The organism is Novosphingopyxis iocasae (genome assembly GCF_014334095.1).
Taxonomy (GTDB): Bacteria; Pseudomonadota; Alphaproteobacteria; order Sphingomonadales; family Sphingomonadaceae; genus Novosphingopyxis; species Novosphingopyxis iocasae.
Window position 1 is genome coordinate 1,439,950 of the sequence record NZ_CP060495.1, and the last position, 15,975, is coordinate 1,455,924.

The following is a 15,975-nucleotide window of genomic DNA, read 5'->3' on the forward strand; positions in this document are numbered from 1 at the left end:
CCCCACGCAAATCCGCGCTTTTCGCGTTTGGCACGCCGCTTGCATTATCGTTTGCGTGGGAATGCGGTGGGTAGGCCGCGAAAGATTGGGGAATACAAGAATGTTCGTTTCGAAGACCGCCATCAGCGACGGTGCCGCCAGCAAGCTGCCGACGCTTTCGACATATCTGAATGCCGTTCTGATCGAGACCGTTGCGATCGATACGAAAGACGGTTCACCGCGCACGCGCCCCATCCGCATCCTGACCGGGGACGAGATGGCGCTTGCCTGTCACCGTGACATCATCGTCGATTTCCGCGACGGCGCGCCCGAGCTGGTGCCCGCCGCGAATGGCCAGCCGATGCACATCGCCTTCGGCCCAGCAGATATGAAGCTGGGCCACGCGCTTATCGCGGAAGCCGTCCGCAATGGCGGCCCTGCCATCGGTGAGCATGCGAGCGCCCGCCTGATGCGCTATGCCGCGCGCGTTGCCGCCAGCGGAGCCGCCGTCCTGATCCAGGGCGATACCGGCGTCGGCAAGGAAGGCATGGCCCGTTTCGTCCACTCGCAGTCGCCGCGCGCGGAAGGTCCGTTCATCGCAGTGAACTGCGCAGCGCTGCCCGCGACCATGGTCGAGGCGATGCTCTTCGGCCACAAGCGCGGCGCGTTCACTGGCGCCAGCGGCGAAAGCGAGGGCCTGTTCCGTGCAGCCGACGGCGGCACGCTGTTCCTTGACGAGATTACCGAACTTCCTCTCGAACTGCAGGCGAAGCTGCTGCGCGCGCTGCAGGAAGGCGAAGTGCTTCCCGTGGGTGAGACAACCGCGGTCAAGGTCGATATCCGCATCGTCGCCGCCGCCAACCGCAATTTCCAAGCGGAGGTGGCCGAGGGCCGCTTCCGCGAAGACCTTTACTGGCGTCTCAACGTCATGCCGATCGAGATCGCCCCGCTCGCCGAGCGCCGCCAGGACGTGTGCGCCATCGCCGCGACCATGCTGCTCGCCATGCAGAAGGATGGCGCGGACTTCGCCTGGATCGAGGCCGATGCGCTTGAGGCGCTGATGGCGCACGCCTTCCCCGGCAATGTCCGCGAACTTTGCAACATGCTGCAGCGCGCCCTCGTCCTGCGCGAAGGCGATGCGATCTGCGCCGCCGATCTCAATCTTACCCCCGCCCCCGTCTTCACCCCCGCAGCCGCTACCATCAAGGCTGCGCCCACCACCCCCCGCGCCGACCCCACCCCGGCGATCAACCCCGTGCTGCGCGGCCGCGACCTTCAGAGCCGCGCCCGCCTGGCCGAATTCGAAGCCATCACCGCTACCCTGGAAGAAACCAGCGGCAACCGCCGCCGCGCCGCGGAACTGCTCGGCATCTCCGAGCGCACGCTGCGCTATCGTCTCGCCGATATGCGCGAGCTGGCTGAAGCCGCCTGAGAGGGACTGACCGATGCAACCGATGACCAACAGTTTGCTGGCGGCGCGCAACGCGATCCTTCAGCAGAACAAGACGCTCCAGAACGTCACCGAGACGTCCAAGCCGCTCGGCGGATCGCTGGTTGGAGACAAAGGGGGCGTAGAAACCCCCTTCTCCGCCACGATGCGCGATGCCTTGTCGCAGGTGAACGAGGCACAGACCGCCGCCTCCAACGCGGCGTCCGCTTATGATGCCGGTGAAACGACCGACATCGCCGCTGTGATGCTGGCAAAGCAGAAGGCGTCGGTCGGCTTCGAAGCCACCCTCCAGGTCCGCAACAAGCTGCTCTCGGCCTACGAGAACATCATGAACATGCCGGTGTGATATGAACGACATGACGATCTCCCAGCCGATCGACGGCAACGCCGGCGGCGCAGCAGCCCGCCCCACCCAGCGCCTGAAGCCGATCGGTTTCAGCTCCAGCAGCAATGGCGGCATGGGCGGCGGCTTCATGGACCGCGCGCGCGACTTCCTGTCGCAGCCGGCGGTGGCGAAATCGCTGCCGCTGCTCGGCTTCATCGCGGTGGCCGCCATGGCCGCTGCCGCCTGGCTCGCATTGCAATCCCCGCCCCAGCGCGATCTGTTCCGCGGCCTGCCGGAAAGCGACAAGGCCGCCGTGGCGCAGGCGCTCGACAGCAATTCGATCCCCTATCAGCTGGACAACAGCACCGGCGCATTGACCGTCAGCGAAGATGATTATTACGCCGCCAAGATGCTGCTCGCCGCGCAGGGCCTGCCCAAGAGCGCGCCGGACGGAGACAGCATGATCAGCTCCATGCCGATGGGCGCCAGCCGCGCGGTAGAGACCGAAAAGCTGCGCGCCGCGCGCGAGGCCGATCTCGCCCGTTCGATCGAGGCGATCGATACGGTCGTCACGGCGCGCGTGCATCTGGCCGTCGATCCGCCCAGCGTGTTCATCCGCGAGCGGAACGAGCCTGCCGCATCGGTGGTGCTGAACCTGCAACCCGGCACGACGCTAGGCAATGAACAGGTGCAGGCGATCACGCACCTCGTCGCCAGTTCCGTCTCGGGCCTCAACGCGGACCGGGTTTCGGTGGTGGACCAGAACGGACGGCTTCTTTCCGAAACCGCTGAGAACGGTCCGCTGGGCGAAACCGGCAAACAGCTGGCGGTGCAGGAGCAGGTCGAGGACCGCTATCGTCGCAGCCTGACGGCATTGCTCACGCCGATCCTTGGCGCCAATAATTTCGCCGCGGAAGTTTCCGCAGATCTCGATTTCTCCGAGCGTCAGGCGACCAGCGAGACCTTCCCCAAGGATGAATCGGTCGTGCGCAGCGAACAGCGCAGCTGGACCGCGCAGACTGACGGCGCCAACGGCACGCCCGGCGGCATCCCCGGCGCACTGTCCGATCAGCCGCCCGAAAACGGCACCGCGCAGGACCAGATGGGTGATCCCGCCGTCCCCGCCGACATGCAAAAGCGTCAGGAGCAGGTGAACCGCAACTATGAGCTCGGCCGCCAGATCGCCGTCACCAAGGATGCAAGCGGCGTGGTCAGCCGGGTTTCGGTGGCGGTGGCCATCGCCAACGGCCCCGACGGCAAGCCGCGTAGCCCCGCTGAGATCGCCGCGATCGAAAAGCTGGTAAAAGGCGCGATCGGCTTCAATGCCCAGCGCGGCGACCAGGTTGAGATCAGCTCGCGCGCTTTCCAGCCGATCGTCACCGAAGAAACGCCTTGGTACGAGGCAAGCTGGGTGTCGCTTCTGGTGCGCAACGTCTCTGGTCTGCTGGTTGCCCTTGCTCTTATCTTCTTCATCGGCCGCCCCTTGCTGAAGCGCCGCAAGGAACTGAAGAACGCACCGGCGCTTCCGGCAGCAGAGGCCAGCGAAGCCCCTGCCCTCGCCCGCTCCGTGGATGAGGCGCGCAAAGACGAGCCGGTGACGCTGGACATGATCACCGCAGCGCACAGCTATCAGGAACGCGCGCTGCTGATCCAGAATTTCGTCAAACAGAACCCCGAACACGCCACCCTGGTCGTCCGCGACCTGCTGAAATCGGCGAAGGCCCCCAAGGAAGCAGTAAATGGCTGAGGTAATGGAACCTGAAGCAGCGGCGATCGACGGCGCCGCCGAAGCGCTCGCAGCAGCGATGCCCGATCTGCCCAGCCTGGGCGATGAACAGGCCGCAGCAATCCTTCTCCTCCTCTTTTCCGAGGACGAAGCCTCGGGCATTCTTTCGCGGCTTGAGCCGAACGAAGTCGAGCAGCTCAGCAGCGTGATGTATTCGGTTGCCGATATCGGCGCGGACGAGATCAACACCGTGCTCGATCGCTTCGTCGATCGTGCCCGCCACCGCACCACCATCGGCTATCGCTCGGACATTCAGATTCAGGCGATGCTGACCGCGGCTCTCGGTGAGCAGCGCGCCGAAGTGATGATCAGCCGGACCGCGCCGAAAAAACCCGCGCCGAACCTGGAAGCGCTCAAATGGATGGCACCCGAAGAGATCGCCGCGATGATCGAGGAGGAGCATCCGCAGATCGCAGCGCTGGTGCTTTCTTTCCTGTCGACCGACAATGCCGCCGCCGTCCTCAGCCTTCTGCCCTCCGACATGCAGGACGATGTGGTTTATCGGCTCGCCACGCTCGGCCAGGTGAGCAACGACGCGATCGAGACGATCGAGCACCTTCTCACCGCGTTCCACGCGCCCAAGGGCTCCGGCACCGTGGCCACCAAGGGCGATCCGTCCGAAGTCGCAGCGATCATGAACCAGATCGGCAAGAAGAACAGCGCTCGGATGATCAAGGCGCTCGCCAAGCGCGACAAGAAGCTGGCCGGCACGATCGAGGATGAAATGTTCACCTTCGCCGACCTCATCACGGTCGAGCCGAAGGATCTGGGAACCATTATGCGCAGCGTGGACAACACGCAGCTGGTCCCGGCGCTGAAGGGCGCGGACGAGAAACTGCGCGCCAAGATTCTGGGCTGCATGTCCAGCCGCGCCGCGCAGACTTTGGAAGACGAGATGAACGAGCGCGGCCCCATGCCGATGTCCGAAGTGATCGAAGCACAGAAGAGCGTCGTCGCGCAGGCGCGCCGGCTTGCCGATGCCGGCGATGTCGTGATCGGCGGAGGAGGCGACGATTATGTCTAATGGGTTCGCACAGCGCTCCTTCGCGCCGGAAGTTTCCACCTTTCGCCCTGTCTGGCAGACGCCTGCACAAGCGTTCCGGAGCGGCGCTGATAACGATGCAGCACCGAATGAGATTGACGAGCAGGCGGAAGCCGAGGCCTATTTTCGCGAGCAGCTGGACGACAGCTACCGCAGGGGCTTCGCCGACGGCCAGGCCGCGATTGCCGAGGCGAATGAGGAACTGATTGCCGCGTCCGACCGGCTGGCGCAGTCCGCCGCCACGTTGCGCGCGCAGCCCAGCGATGCGCTATGCGAGACGCTGATGCGCACCATTCGCACGCTATTGGAGCGGACCGCAGGATTTGCCGAACCCAATCCGGAAACCCTGAAGCAGCATTGCGCCTCGCTGGCCGCACTCGCCAAGAAAGACTGCGCCGACGCCGTCCTGCACATCCATCCGCTGGACCGGATGCTGCTGGGCGAGGAAACGTTCGGCCTCGCGATCGAGGAAGACCCCTCGCTGGTGCGCGGCACGCTCAGCCTTTCGCACAGCGATGGCTGGATCGAACAGGGTACGCAGCCCGTACTCGACGAGCTGGAGGCGATGATCGCCTCGCTGGGCAACGCATCATGATTCCTGCACAGGAAAAAGGCCTTACCAGCCTCCTCGGCCGGATCGAGGCAATCGGCGCGGGTCCGCGCCGCATCGGCCGCTTGGTGGCGCATGATGCCGGGATGCTGGAGGTGACCGGCTTCAACCACCCGATCGGCTTCGGCGGCACCATCCACACTGCAGATGGCGGCACCATGAAGGCGGAAATCGCCGGATTTCGCGGCAGCCGCGCGTTGATGGTCCCGCTGGAAAGCGACGGCGCGGTCAAGAACGGTGCCCGAGTGGAGCCGGACATGCAATCCAGCCAGGCGCAGGTCGGCGATGGTCTGCTCGGCCGGGTCATCGGCCCGATGGGCGAACCGCTGGACGGCGGCGGCCCGATCGTCGCCAATGCGCTCTGGCCGCTTGCGGGCAAACGCTCCAACGTTCTCAATCGCGGACGCGTGACCAAACCGATTGACCTTGGCGTGCGGGCGATCAACGGACTGCTGACCGCCGGTTACGGGCAGCGCATCGCCATCGCGGCGGGCTCGGGCGTCGGCAAATCGGTGCTGATCGGCCAGATCATCGCACATGCCGATGTCGACGTGGCCGTAGTCGGCCTGATCGGCGAGCGTGGACGCGAGGTCAGCGATTTCGTCGAGACCAAGCTTAACGGCCCGATGCGAGGACGCACCGTTACCGTTGCCGTACCGGCCGATTATTCGCCTGTGCTGCGCCTGCGCGCCGCCGCCCGCGCCACCGCGATCGCCGAACATTTCCGCAGCCAGGGCAAGCGCGTCCTGCTGATCATCGACAGCCTGACACGCATCGCGCATGCGCAGCGCGAAATCGGCCTGTCGATGGGCGAGCCGCCGACCATGAAAGGCTACCCCCCTTCCGCGCTCGCTCTCATCCCCCGGCTGATCGAGCGGGCGGGCAATGACAACACGACCGGCGGTTCCATCACCGCGCTCTACACCGTCCTCGCCGATGGCGGCGACATGGAGGACCCGGTGGTCGACACCGCTCGCGCCATCGTGGACGGGCACATCATCCTGTCGCGCCTGTTGTCCGAACAGGGCATCTTCCCCGCGATCGACGTCGGCAAATCGCTCAGCCGCGTCGCCGCCGACATTATTTCGGACGAACACCGCGCAGCGCAGACCAATTTCCGCCGCCTCTGGTCCGCCTATGAGGAGAACCGCGACCTCCTTTTGATGGGCGCCTATCGGGAGGGAAGCGATCCCGCGATCGACGAGGCCGTCGCCCGCCATGACGAGCTGCTCGCTTTTGTCCGGCAAGGTGCCAAGGAAGCCGTGCCGATGGACGAAAGCGTCGGACAACTCCGCCAGCAATTCGGTTTTGAAAGCGCACATGCATGAAGAAGATTCTGAAAAGCCGCCAACGCATTCTTGGGATGCGTGAGACGCAGCTACGCATCGCCAAGGGGGAAAGCGCCGCCGCGCGCGGTAGCGAGACCAATCTGGAGCAGCGCCGCGATCAGCTAAAGGCGCTCTCCGTCCACATGCACAAGGCCGGCAATGACTGCCGCGAGGGCCGCTCGCTCCATGCGCAGCTCGAGCTGGTCGAACGCCTGCAGCGCGCCGGGGACCAGATGGAAACCGCAATCGGCCAGGCCCGGCAACATACTGCCCGGATGGAGCGGCAACGGATTGCCGCTTATCAAAAGCGCGAGATGGCCGACCGTCTCGTTGGGCGGGCGAAAACCAGTGTGGAAGCCGAGACCGACCGTAAGCTCAGCGAACAACCCCGCGCTTTGCCGCGCCGCGTTATGGAGCGCAGTGCGTGAGCGCTGGCCCCCTCACTCTTGCCGAACGCTCTGCATTCCGCGCTCAGCAAAACTGGCACGCTATCTGCATAGGTTAGATCGATGATTGGCAATGCACTTCCCCTTCGCCTCCAGCTAGAGGCATCCACCGCGCCGCTCGCGGCAATCGGCCTCACTTCGGTGACCGCCGAAGGCCTGACATTCGAACTACCCCCGATGGAGCTAGGCACTGCAGAGCCAGAATTCGCAGATCTGCCTACCCGCGAAGAAGCCGATGGCGGCGCGAAGGACGATGATGATGGCGAGGACCGGTTAGGCATTCTTGGCTTGCCTCTACTCGTCGATATGCCCCACTATAGCGCGCCCGCCAGCGCGAGTGGCATCTCCATATTGGAAGCATCGCGCGCTGCTGCGCCCGTCGCAGCACCATCCCTGCCGCTCGCGGCGCAGTTCGTCGCCGGTCCGCAGGTATCTTCCCAGAGTGAGCAATCGCTGGCCAGAGATCAGGCCTCCAGCGCGCTAACTGGCATTTCCCCAGTGCCCGGCGATCCGGCTTCCAAAGCACCAACTGGTGCCCCGCCGCTTCGCAGCGCTCCACAAAATACCTCTGAACCGGGCATGGGAGTCGTGAGCGATGACATACTTCCCGCTCTACAACGCACCACCCCACGCTTAGCCGACGTGCCCCTCGACAGAGTGGATCGGAAATTGACGTCTCGGCCCGTCGCATCCGGTGAGGCCGTGGCACGAAACGGCAGCGCCCTGCAACAAATGACGAAAAGCGCGGTGACGACGCCCGATCGGGCACCGGAGCAGGCCGCAAATGCTGTGAAAGAAGTTGGTCAAGGCCAAGCATCGACGATTTCCGCAAAAACCGGTGGATCCGGAACACTTTCGACGGACGAGAAAAATTCTCAACGTCCAAAAATGGATCCGCGCGCTGGCAAGGCAGATGAAGCGACTGATACCGCCTTCTCCTCGCGAGAGGCTGCAGCCCGCCCGGTTCTTCAGAGCAACCAAGCCGACGGGGCCGATGATCGCGCGCTTCCACGTCAAGCCGCGGACGTGCAGTCGAGTATTCAGCCGATGCAGAATTCTAGCGAAGCGGCGTCGCTGTTTCAGACGGCAACGCAAGCCGTCTCCGCTACGCAGAACCAGGCGACAAATGCCTCCAACCCTATCTTCACCGCCCCGGCACCCGTTCCGTTCGATGCCCAGTTCGGCCAGCGCGTGAGCGCGGCGATCGGCGCGGCGATGAACGCCATGACGGTGCAGGACGGCACGTTGATGCTGCAGATCAGTCCGGAGCGTCTCGGCCGGATCGAAATCGCGATCGACCGGGCCAGCGAGCGGCTGCAGATCACGACTGAAAACGAGAGCGTTCGCGGTGCCATTGCGCAGGCGCATAGCCGGATCGAGCAGGAACTGCGCGCCGCGGGTCAGCGCATCGGCACCATCGATGTGGCGACGCGCGATGCCTCGACGGGCACCGGCCAGGGCCAGAACCAAAATCAGCCGCAAGCCGGTAACGACCAGCAGCGCGGCCAGCAAAATGCTGCGCAGCAATCCTTCGGTCGTATGGGGATCGACGGCCGCCGCGGCGGGCCTGAGATCGATACTCCCAGCCGGCCTACCGGCCGTCCCTCTTCCAATATTCTTTACGCCTGACACCAGCGCGCAAACCCGGAGACCTGAACAATGTCCGATGAGAAAAAGCCCAAGAAAAAGGGCAAGATGAAGAAGCTGCTGCTTCCGCTCGCCGCGATCGTCATCATCGGCGGCGCGGGCGGCGCGGGGGGCTATTTCTATGCAGACATGTTCGGTGAGCATGAGCAAAGCCATGTGGATCCCGATCTGCCCAAGCTCGTCCTGAAGGACGGCACGAAGGTCGATGGTCCCAAGGATGGCAAGGTCCACGACATCAGCATGTACAAGTCGACCTATTTTCCGATCGAGGAAAGCTTCACCACCAATTTGCGCGGCGGCTCCGGCTTTGCTCAGGCGCAGATGGCGGTTTCCACCTTCTACGACGAGAGCGTGGTCGAAGCGCTGACCGAGCATGACATTGCGGTGCGCAATGCCATCGTGATGCAGCTGGCCGATACCGATGCGCTGGAGCTGGAAACGATTCAGGGCAAGGAGCAGCTTGCTGCGCGCCTGCGCGACAGCATCAACGATGTGCTGAAGCAGAAGACCGGCTTCGGCGGCATCGACGAGGTCTATTTCACCAAGCTGGTGCTGCAGTAATTCCATGACCGACGCCGCCGCCTCCGAAACTTCCGAAGAGAAGAGCGCCGCCATGCCCGCGAGCGCCGCGCACCACTTCCCGCGCCGCGACAGCAGCGAAGCGGATGTAATGCCGATCGCACGGCGCACCGCGAAACGCCTTGCCAGCGGCCTGCGCACGGCGCTGCAACCTTTGGCCAATGAGCGGCTCAACGTGACCCCCGATCAAGCGCGGCTGGAGATCCATCGCGACTGGCTTTCCGCGCAGGGCAGCTCGATGGGGCTCGCCTTTTACCAGTTGCCGCCGATGAAGGGCCGTATGGCGCTGCGTCTGCCGCACGATCTGATCGCGGCTCTGGTCGATGCGTTCTTCGGCGGGTCGATCGCGCGCGGCAAATCCAAGAAAGCCGATTACAGCGCCACCGACCTGCGTCTGATGCACCGCATTGCCGGAGCCATCGCTCCGCAGCTTGGCGCGGCCTGGGCCGAGTTCGGTCCGTTCCGTTGTCTTTCGGCAGGACTGACGGACGATCCGGATGAAGCCAGGCTGGCCAAGCGCGATGAGGACGAACTGCTGATTCAGCCGTTCGAGCTTTCCTATCCCGGCAATGTCCGTTTCATCATCGACCTCGTCTACCCGGTCGACATGATCCAGTCGGCGCGTGAGGAACTGGCCGGTGCGCCGTCTGCCGAAACCATGCCCGCCGACCCCATGTGGCGGCAGGACCTGGGCCGCGCGCTGAACGAGGTTTTCCTGCCTGTCCGCTCGGTCCTTGCCCGCCCGACCATGACCCTTCCGGAGCTAGCCAATCTGAAGCCCGGCGACATCATTCCCATACCCCCCGCGCGCAACCTGCCGCTGCTGATCGGGGATCGCACCTTCGCGCGCGGAAGCCTCGGCGAACAGAACGGTCTCGCCGCCTTCCGCATCGACACTATCGAGAAAGGATCATTCCATGAATGACATGACAGAGGCAGCCGGCCTCGCCGATGCAGCCCGGCAGGGCGGCGGCAACGGGGCGGCAATTTCTTGCCGCGACGGTAACCATAGTTTTGCCGACGAAAGCGCGGAGCACTACCGCTTCCTTGCGGACATTCCGGTCCGACTCTCGGTGGAAGTCGGTGCGGTATCTTTAAAGCTCTGTGAAATCATGGACTTGGCCGAAGGATCGGTCGTCGAACTGGGTCGCCAGGCGAACGAACTTCTCGATATCAACGTAAATGGCACGCTGGTTGCAAAGGGTGAGGTCGTAACCATCGACGGCCGTTTCGGCATCCGCGTCGCGGAAGTCGTTTCCAAGAATGTCGGAGGTGCGAAAGTTGAAAGGCGTGCCTAGTGACCTACTATATCCTCAAGCTGGTGATCATGCTGCCGCTGATGGCGGGCATGATCGTGGGGGCCTTGTGGTTATATCGTAAATATCAGCCGGGCCTGGCCCAAGGCGCACGCCAGCAGGATCTCCGGCTGGTCGAGACGCTCTCCATGGGCACGTCCGGCAAGCTCGCGGTCGTCGAATTCGGCGATCAGCGCATCCTGCTCTCGGCGACGCGCGGCAAGATCGAACCGATCACCGCCCGGGCCATGACCGACGAAGAGAAATCCGCCGCCGCATCGCATGCTCCCGCATATGGTGACGATGCAGGCGTATCCGGCGGCGAAAGCGGCTTCGCATCGATCATGAACAAAGCGCTCTCTTCGCGCTCCTCCTCCAAGCGGGCCTGATCCGATGCCCGCATTTTTCCGCACATCGGCGCTGCGCGCCGCCATCAAACCGATCCTGGCCGCGTTGCTGCTGGCAATCCCCACGCAGCTGGCCGCACAGGCAGCGGTGCCCGCTCCCGCCGCCCCCGCCGCGCCCGCCGCGCAGGAGGCCCCGGCGCAGCAAACTGAACAGACCGCACCGGCCGCGCCAGCCAACACGCCCAATGCATCGCAGGCGCTGACCCGCGCGCTCGACGATGTGTCGGGTGACGGCGCACCGCTGACGCTCAGCCTCCAGATCCTGATCCTGATGGGGCTGCTGACGATCCTGCCCTCGCTGGTGCTGATGATGACCAGCTTCACGCGGATCATCATCGTCCTGTCGATCCTGCGCCAGGCACTCGGTCTGCAGCAGACCCCGCCGAACCAGGTGCTGATCGGCCTGTCGCTGTTTCTCTCGCTGTTCGTGATGGCTCCGTCGATCGAACAGATCAACACGCGCGCTATCGAGCCTTATGGCGCCGATCAGGTGACGCTGGAACAGGCGGTCGCGACATCGGGCGAGGTGTTCCACGCCTTCATGGTGAAGCAGACCCGCCAGACCGATCTCAAGCTGTTCATGGACCTTGCCAAGGTGGACGCGGTCGCCAGCCCGCAGGACATCCCCTTCTCGATCCTGCTGCCGGCCTTCGTCACCAGCGAATTGAAAACCGCCTTCCAGATCGGCTTTATGATCTTCCTGCCCTTCCTGATCATCGATCTGGTCGTCGCCTCCACGCTGATGGCCTTGGGCATGATGATGCTTTCACCCACCATCATATCGATGCCGTTCAAGCTTCTCCTTTTCGTCCTGGTCGACGGCTGGGCGCTCACCATGGGCTCGCTCGCCGGCTCTTTCGTCACCTGAGGATTGCCAAATGGAACAGACGGATTTCTTCATCGGCATCGCGCAGCAGACGCTGTGGGTCACCGCCCTCGCCGCCGCGCCGCTCCTGATCCCCGCGCTTGTGGTCGGCATCCTCTTGGGCATGGTACAGGCCGCCACCTCGATCAACGAGGCGACCTTGAGCTTCGTACCCAAGCTGTTCGTGGTCGGGATGATGCTGGCGCTGTTCGGCGGGTCGATCCTCTATCTGATCGCCGATTTCACGATCGACACCTTCAACCGTATCCCGGAGCTGCTGGTGTGATCGCCCCTGCCTTCGCCGGTGCGGAGGATCAGCTGTGGCAATGGGCCATGGCGATGATCCGGCCCGGTGCCGCCCTAATCGCCGCGCCGATTTTTGGCGCGCAGCAGGTGCCGCTTCCGCTGCGCATCATCCTGGCGCTGATGATCGGCATCGCCGCCACCGGCCCTGCCGGCGCGACGATGCCGACGGAAACGCTGGCGAGCTTCGCCGGCTTTCTGTTTCTGGCTGGTGAAGTCGTTACCGGACTTGCCATGGGCTTTGCCGTTCAGATCGGTTTTTCCGCGGCCTTTGTGGCCGGTGAGACGCTCGGCAACGCCATGGGCCTTGGCTTTGCCACCATGAACAACCCGCAGATGGGCGGATCGACCCCGGTGCTCGGCCAGTTCCTCTCGATTATCGCGACGCTGCTGCTGCTCGCGATGGACGGCCATCTCATGCTGATCTCGATCATCGTCGACAGCTATCGCACGCTGCCGCCGGGCAACGCCTTTCCGGGTTTCGCGGCAATCGACGGGCTGTTGCAGTTCGGCGGATCGCTGTTTTCCATGGGTCTCCTAATCGCTCTGCCGGTCGGCGCGGCGCTGATCCTGATTCAGGTGGTCATGGCCATGCTCGCGCGCTCCGCCCCGGCGCTCAATCTGTTCGCGGTCGGCCTGCCGGTCGCGCTGCTATCCGGCCTCGTCCTCCTCGCCATGGCCGCACCGGTGATTGCCGATGGCATCATGCGCGCACTGGGCGAGGGCCTGGACCAGTCCAGCATGGTAGCGGGGATAGGCTGATATGAGCGGCTCCCCTCCCGGTGGCGGTGAAAAAACCGAAGCCCCAACCGACAAGCGGCTGAAGGACAGCGCCAAGAAGGGCGATGTCCTCCAGTCCAAGGAACTGGGCGTCGCGCTCGTCATGATTGGCGGCGCGGCGATGTTTTCGCTGTTCGGCGGGGAACTGCTCGGCGCCACATCGGACGTTGTACGCTCCGGACTGATGTTCAGCCCGAGCGACATCGAACAGTTCGATATGAGCGAGCGGACGCTCAAGCTGATCGCGCCGCTGGCCCTTCCCTTCGGCGGTCTGGCGCTGCTGCTGCTGATTGCGGCGGTCGGCACGCCCGCCATGCTCGGCTCGCTGGGCTTTCGCTGGTCCGCAATGGCACCCAAACCCTCCAAGATGAACCCCGCATCGGGCCTAAAGCGCATGTTCGGCACGCATGCGCTGATCGAACTCACCAAGGCGCTGGCGAAAGTCGGCGTGATGGGTGCGGTCGGTGCCGTCATCATCTTCAACTCGATCCGGCAGATGGTGCAATTGGGGCTGGGCGATATCCGCGAAAGCCTGTTCGCCTTCGGATCGCTTTTCACCTGGACGCTGCTCGTAATGGCGGGATGCCTGGTCTTCATCGCGATGATCGACGTGCCGGCGCAAATGTTTCAGCGCTCGCAGAAGCTGAAGATGACCAAGCAAGAGGTGAAGGACGAACACAAGGAAAGCGAAGGCTCGCCCGAGGTCAAGCAAGCGATCCGCCAGCGCCAGCACGCGTTGATGAGCGGATCGGCGCGCAAGGCGGTGGAAGATGCCACCGTACTGCTCGTCAACCCGACCCATTTCGCCGTCGCGCTCCGGTACGATCAGGAGCGGGACGCGGCGCCCGTCGTACTGTTCCGCGGCCGCGGCGAGCTCGCGCTCGTCATGCGTTCGCTGGCCGAGGAGGCGAAGGTGCCCGTGCTCCATTATCCGGAGCTGACGCGCGCAATCTACTACACGTCCAAGCCCAACCATATCGTCGACGAGCGGCTGTACATGGCCGTTGCCGCCCTGCTCGCCTTCCTGTTCCGCCTCGACGGAGAGATCGCCCGCGCCGACAAGCCGGACATCGCCGTCCCCGACGAATTGCGCTTCGACGCAGACGGTCGACTTTCGCCCTAAAGTTTCACCGCGAGCTGCCGTTACCCATTCCAAGAAAGGGCGCCCATGCTTTCCAGTATCTCCAATCTCATCAGCGGCCAGTCGGGTATCAACTCGGCCCAGTTGGTCAACGACCTGGTCAACGCAACGCGCCAGCCGCGCGAGGCGCAGATCAATCAGAAGCAGCAGCTGAACAGCGCGCGCATCTCTGCACTCGCTTCGGCCTCCTCTTCGCTGAACACCTTTTCCGACGCCTTGAGCGCAATCCTGGACGGCAAGCGCTTTCTGGGAGACCTCGTCTCCAGCAATGGCGGCATTGCCACGGCCAGCTTCATCGATGGAAAGACGCCGAGCGGTCTGCCCGTCACCATGGAAGTGAAGCAGCTGGCGTCCGAACAGCGTCTGCTCTCACGCAACTTTACGACATCGGCGGATGCGGTAGGCACGGGCACGCTCACTTTGGCAACGAGCAAGGGCTCGTTCGACATCACGATCGACGACAGCAACAACAGCCTCACCGGACTGCGCGATGCGATCAATAACGCGGAAACCGGCGTCACTGCGCGGATCATGACCGACAATCGCGGCACGCGGTTGGTGCTGGAAGGCACCAAGGGTGCCGATCAGGGCTACACCATATCGGCAACCGCGGGCGGATTGGAAGATTTCGCCTACGCGGACGGCGCGACGACCGGCCTGACGAAGCTCTCCGGTGCCACCGACAGCATCGTGGTCGTTAACGGCGTTGAGCTTATTAACAGCGGCAACCAGATTGAAAACGCGATCGAGGGCGTGCGCCTGAACCTGCTGGCCGCCAAGCCAGGCGAAGAAATCACGATTTCCAGCGACAAGCCGAAGGCGACGACGCGCGATCTCGTCACCGAATTTATCGATGCCTTCAACACCCTGAAGCGTGGCCTCAACTCTGCCACTGCTCCCGGTGTGGACGGAGAGGCCGGCGGGCCGCTGGCCGGCAACAGCGCCATTCGCGACATGGCCGCGCGACTTGGCCGGATGAGCTCCACGATGCTTTCGACCGACGGGCCGTTCCGCACGCTGGCCGATATCGGCGTTCGTACCGAGCGCGACGGCACGCTGACACTGGATAGCGCCACGTTCGACAAGGCAATGGCGACCGATGCCGGGGCCGTGGCCTCGATGCTCGATCCGCTGAAGCCCGACGCCAATAATCGCGGGATCGCGGGCGTGTTGGAAGATGTCAAAACCGCGCTGCAGGACAAGAACAGTCCGCTGACCCTCGCCAAGGCACGGTTTGAGGCGGTGAGCAAGCAGCTTACCGAAATGCGCGAGAAGCTGAATAGTGACATCGAGCGCTATCAGACCAGCCTTCAGCAGACCTTCTCCAACATGGACCGCCAGCTCGCGGTGCTGAAGCAGACCCAGCAATATGTCGAGCAGCAGACCAAGATCTGGAACGGTAATTACGACTGAGCGCCGTCCGACCGATCGAACGTACGGCAGTTAATTAGAAGCACGGGAAACCACGACCATGTATTATTCACCCAGCCGCGCCATGGCCCAAACTTACGGAGCGGTGGACAAGAACAGCCGGATCGCAGCGGCCAGCCCGCACGAGCTGGTCTCGATCCTGTTCGAGCAGCTTCTCCTGCGGATCGACCGCGCGGCGCGCTGCGTGGACCGGGGCGACATGGCGGGCATGTTCGAATCGCGCGCCAAGGCCATGGATATCCTGAACGCGCTGGACGAAAGCCTGGATTTCGAGCGTGGCGGAGAGATCGCGACCACCCTCGCCATCGTCTACCGCGAGGCATCCAACCGTCTTGCCAACGCGCATGGTGAGCAGACCGCGGAGCGACTGGCTGCCGCGCGTGAGATCGTCGTGGAAATCGCGGACGCCTGGAATCAGATCGGCAAGCGCTGAGAAGCGCTTGCCGGCAGGGCAAGGACGGGCGCGCTCAGCTGAAGAGCATCATCCGGGCGCGCGGACAGGGCCGATCGATCCGGAGCGGAAAGGACATGGTGTCCGCTGCCGAATATCGGGATTGCCGT

At 63.8% G+C, this 15,975-nt stretch carries 18 protein-coding genes; all 18 read left to right on the plus strand.

All coding sequences use genetic code 11. The features are described 5' to 3' along the window. Positions 1-100 precede the first annotated feature (100 nt). The 18 genes from H7X45_RS06845 to fliS all read left to right on the plus strand — a co-directional run bounded on the left by H7X45_RS06845 (position 101) and on the right by fliS (position 15,847). Positions 101-1,411 (plus strand): sigma 54-interacting transcriptional regulator, encoded by a 1,311-nt coding sequence (locus H7X45_RS06845; RefSeq protein ID WP_187336750.1) that lies wholly within the window; start codon positions 101-103, stop codon positions 1,409-1,411. Positions 1,412-1,433: 22 nt separating this feature from the next. Beyond that, on the plus strand, positions 1,434-1,775 hold the full coding sequence (gene fliE, locus H7X45_RS06850; RefSeq protein ID WP_425498183.1) for a flagellar hook-basal body complex protein FliE: 342 nt from the start codon (positions 1,434-1,436) through the stop codon (positions 1,773-1,775). Between the two features lies 1 nt (position 1,776). Further along, entirely contained in the window at positions 1,777-3,501 is a 1,725-nt protein-coding gene (fliF, locus tag H7X45_RS06855) for a flagellar basal-body MS-ring/collar protein FliF (RefSeq protein WP_187336752.1), read from the plus strand. 58 nt (positions 3,502-3,559) lie between these two features. Further along, positions 3,560-4,564 (plus strand): flagellar motor switch protein FliG, encoded by a 1,005-nt coding sequence (gene fliG, locus H7X45_RS06860; RefSeq protein WP_187337030.1) that lies wholly within the window; start codon positions 3,560-3,562, stop codon positions 4,562-4,564. Further along, positions 4,557-5,177 carry a FliH/SctL family protein gene (locus H7X45_RS06865; RefSeq protein ID WP_187336753.1) on the plus strand — a complete coding sequence of 207 codons (621 nt, stop codon included), beginning with the start codon at positions 4,557-4,559 and terminating at the stop codon, positions 5,175-5,177. Before fliG ends, H7X45_RS06865 begins: the two co-directional genes overlap by 8 nt. Next, positions 5,174-6,520 (plus strand): FliI/YscN family ATPase, encoded by a 1,347-nt coding sequence (locus tag H7X45_RS06870; protein WP_187336754.1) that lies wholly within the window; start codon positions 5,174-5,176, stop codon positions 6,518-6,520. The genes H7X45_RS06865 and H7X45_RS06870 overlap by 4 nt, the downstream gene beginning before the upstream one ends. Next, positions 6,517-6,948: a hypothetical protein gene (locus H7X45_RS06875; protein WP_187336755.1), complete on the plus strand. Its 432-nt coding sequence runs from the start codon at positions 6,517-6,519 to the stop codon at positions 6,946-6,948. Before H7X45_RS06870 ends, H7X45_RS06875 begins: the two co-directional genes overlap by 4 nt. 369 nt (positions 6,949-7,317) lie before the next feature. After that, the gene (locus tag H7X45_RS06880) at positions 7,318-8,595 is read left to right on the plus strand and encodes a flagellar hook-length control protein FliK (RefSeq protein WP_214645528.1); all 1,278 of its coding nucleotides are present in this window, start codon (positions 7,318-7,320) and stop codon (positions 8,593-8,595) included. 30 nt (positions 8,596-8,625) lie between these two features. Further along, complete coding sequence (locus tag H7X45_RS06885) at positions 8,626-9,174, plus strand: flagellar basal body-associated FliL family protein (RefSeq protein ID WP_187336757.1); 549 nt, start codon at positions 8,626-8,628, stop codon at positions 9,172-9,174. 4 nt (positions 9,175-9,178) lie between these two features. Further along, the gene (locus H7X45_RS06890; protein ID WP_187336758.1) at positions 9,179-10,117 is read left to right on the plus strand and encodes a FliM/FliN family flagellar motor switch protein; all 939 of its coding nucleotides are present in this window, start codon (positions 9,179-9,181) and stop codon (positions 10,115-10,117) included. Then, positions 10,110-10,490 carry a flagellar motor switch protein FliN gene (gene fliN / locus H7X45_RS06895; protein ID WP_232343447.1) on the plus strand — a complete coding sequence of 127 codons (381 nt, stop codon included), beginning with the start codon at positions 10,110-10,112 and terminating at the stop codon, positions 10,488-10,490. Before H7X45_RS06890 ends, fliN begins: the two co-directional genes overlap by 8 nt. Continuing rightward, on the plus strand, positions 10,490-10,876 hold the full coding sequence (locus H7X45_RS06900) for a FliO/MopB family protein (RefSeq protein WP_187336759.1): 387 nt from the start codon (positions 10,490-10,492) through the stop codon (positions 10,874-10,876). Before fliN ends, H7X45_RS06900 begins: the two co-directional genes overlap by 1 nt. Positions 10,877-10,880: 4 nt before the next feature. Next, positions 10,881-11,762 (plus strand): flagellar type III secretion system pore protein FliP, encoded by an 882-nt coding sequence (gene fliP, locus H7X45_RS06905; RefSeq protein WP_246449787.1) that lies wholly within the window; start codon positions 10,881-10,883, stop codon positions 11,760-11,762. 10 nt (positions 11,763-11,772) lie between these two features. After that, on the plus strand, positions 11,773-12,045 hold the full coding sequence (locus H7X45_RS06910; protein WP_187336760.1) for a flagellar biosynthetic protein FliQ: 273 nt from the start codon (positions 11,773-11,775) through the stop codon (positions 12,043-12,045). Beyond that, positions 12,042-12,824 (plus strand): flagellar biosynthetic protein FliR, encoded by a 783-nt coding sequence (fliR, locus tag H7X45_RS06915; protein ID WP_187336761.1) that lies wholly within the window; start codon positions 12,042-12,044, stop codon positions 12,822-12,824. Before H7X45_RS06910 ends, fliR begins: the two co-directional genes overlap by 4 nt. A 1-nt stretch (position 12,825) precedes the next feature. Next, complete coding sequence (locus tag H7X45_RS06920) at positions 12,826-13,965, plus strand: EscU/YscU/HrcU family type III secretion system export apparatus switch protein (protein ID WP_187336762.1); 1,140 nt, start codon at positions 12,826-12,828, stop codon at positions 13,963-13,965. A gap of 45 nt (positions 13,966-14,010) precedes the next feature. Continuing rightward, a complete protein-coding gene (gene fliD / locus H7X45_RS06925; protein WP_187336763.1) occupies positions 14,011-15,396 on the plus strand; it encodes a flagellar filament capping protein FliD in 1,386 nt (461 codons plus the stop codon). 82 nt (positions 15,397-15,478) lie between these two features. After that, a complete protein-coding gene (gene fliS, locus H7X45_RS06930) occupies positions 15,479-15,847 on the plus strand; it encodes a flagellar export chaperone FliS (RefSeq protein ID WP_232343449.1) in 369 nt (122 codons plus the stop codon). The last annotated feature ends 128 nt before the right edge of the window (positions 15,848-15,975 follow it).

Coding starts and splice junctions, on each gene's coding strand:
- H7X45_RS06845 (WP_187336750.1), top strand. CDS start 101: ATGTTCGTTTCGAAGACCGCCATCAGCGACGGTGCCGCCAGCAAGCTG.
- fliE (WP_425498183.1), top strand. CDS start 1,434: ATGACCAACAGTTTGCTGGCGGCGCGCAACGCGATCCTTCAGCAGAAC.
- fliF (WP_187336752.1), top strand. CDS start 1,777: ATGAACGACATGACGATCTCCCAGCCGATCGACGGCAACGCCGGCGGC.
- fliG (WP_187337030.1), top strand. CDS start 3,560: ATGCCCGATCTGCCCAGCCTGGGCGATGAACAGGCCGCAGCAATCCTT.
- H7X45_RS06865 (WP_187336753.1), top strand. CDS start 4,557: ATGTCTAATGGGTTCGCACAGCGCTCCTTCGCGCCGGAAGTTTCCACC.
- H7X45_RS06870 (WP_187336754.1), top strand. CDS start 5,174: ATGATTCCTGCACAGGAAAAAGGCCTTACCAGCCTCCTCGGCCGGATC.
- H7X45_RS06875 (WP_187336755.1), top strand. CDS start 6,517: ATGAAGAAGATTCTGAAAAGCCGCCAACGCATTCTTGGGATGCGTGAG.
- H7X45_RS06885 (WP_187336757.1), top strand. CDS start 8,626: ATGTCCGATGAGAAAAAGCCCAAGAAAAAGGGCAAGATGAAGAAGCTG.
- H7X45_RS06890 (WP_187336758.1), top strand. CDS start 9,179: ATGACCGACGCCGCCGCCTCCGAAACTTCCGAAGAGAAGAGCGCCGCC.
- fliN (WP_232343447.1), top strand. CDS start 10,110: ATGAATGACATGACAGAGGCAGCCGGCCTCGCCGATGCAGCCCGGCAG.
- fliP (WP_246449787.1), top strand. CDS start 10,881: ATGCCCGCATTTTTCCGCACATCGGCGCTGCGCGCCGCCATCAAACCG.
- H7X45_RS06910 (WP_187336760.1), top strand. CDS start 11,773: ATGGAACAGACGGATTTCTTCATCGGCATCGCGCAGCAGACGCTGTGG.
- H7X45_RS06920 (WP_187336762.1), top strand. CDS start 12,826: ATGAGCGGCTCCCCTCCCGGTGGCGGTGAAAAAACCGAAGCCCCAACC.
- fliD (WP_187336763.1), top strand. CDS start 14,011: ATGCTTTCCAGTATCTCCAATCTCATCAGCGGCCAGTCGGGTATCAAC.
- fliS (WP_232343449.1), top strand. CDS start 15,479: ATGGCCCAAACTTACGGAGCGGTGGACAAGAACAGCCGGATCGCAGCG.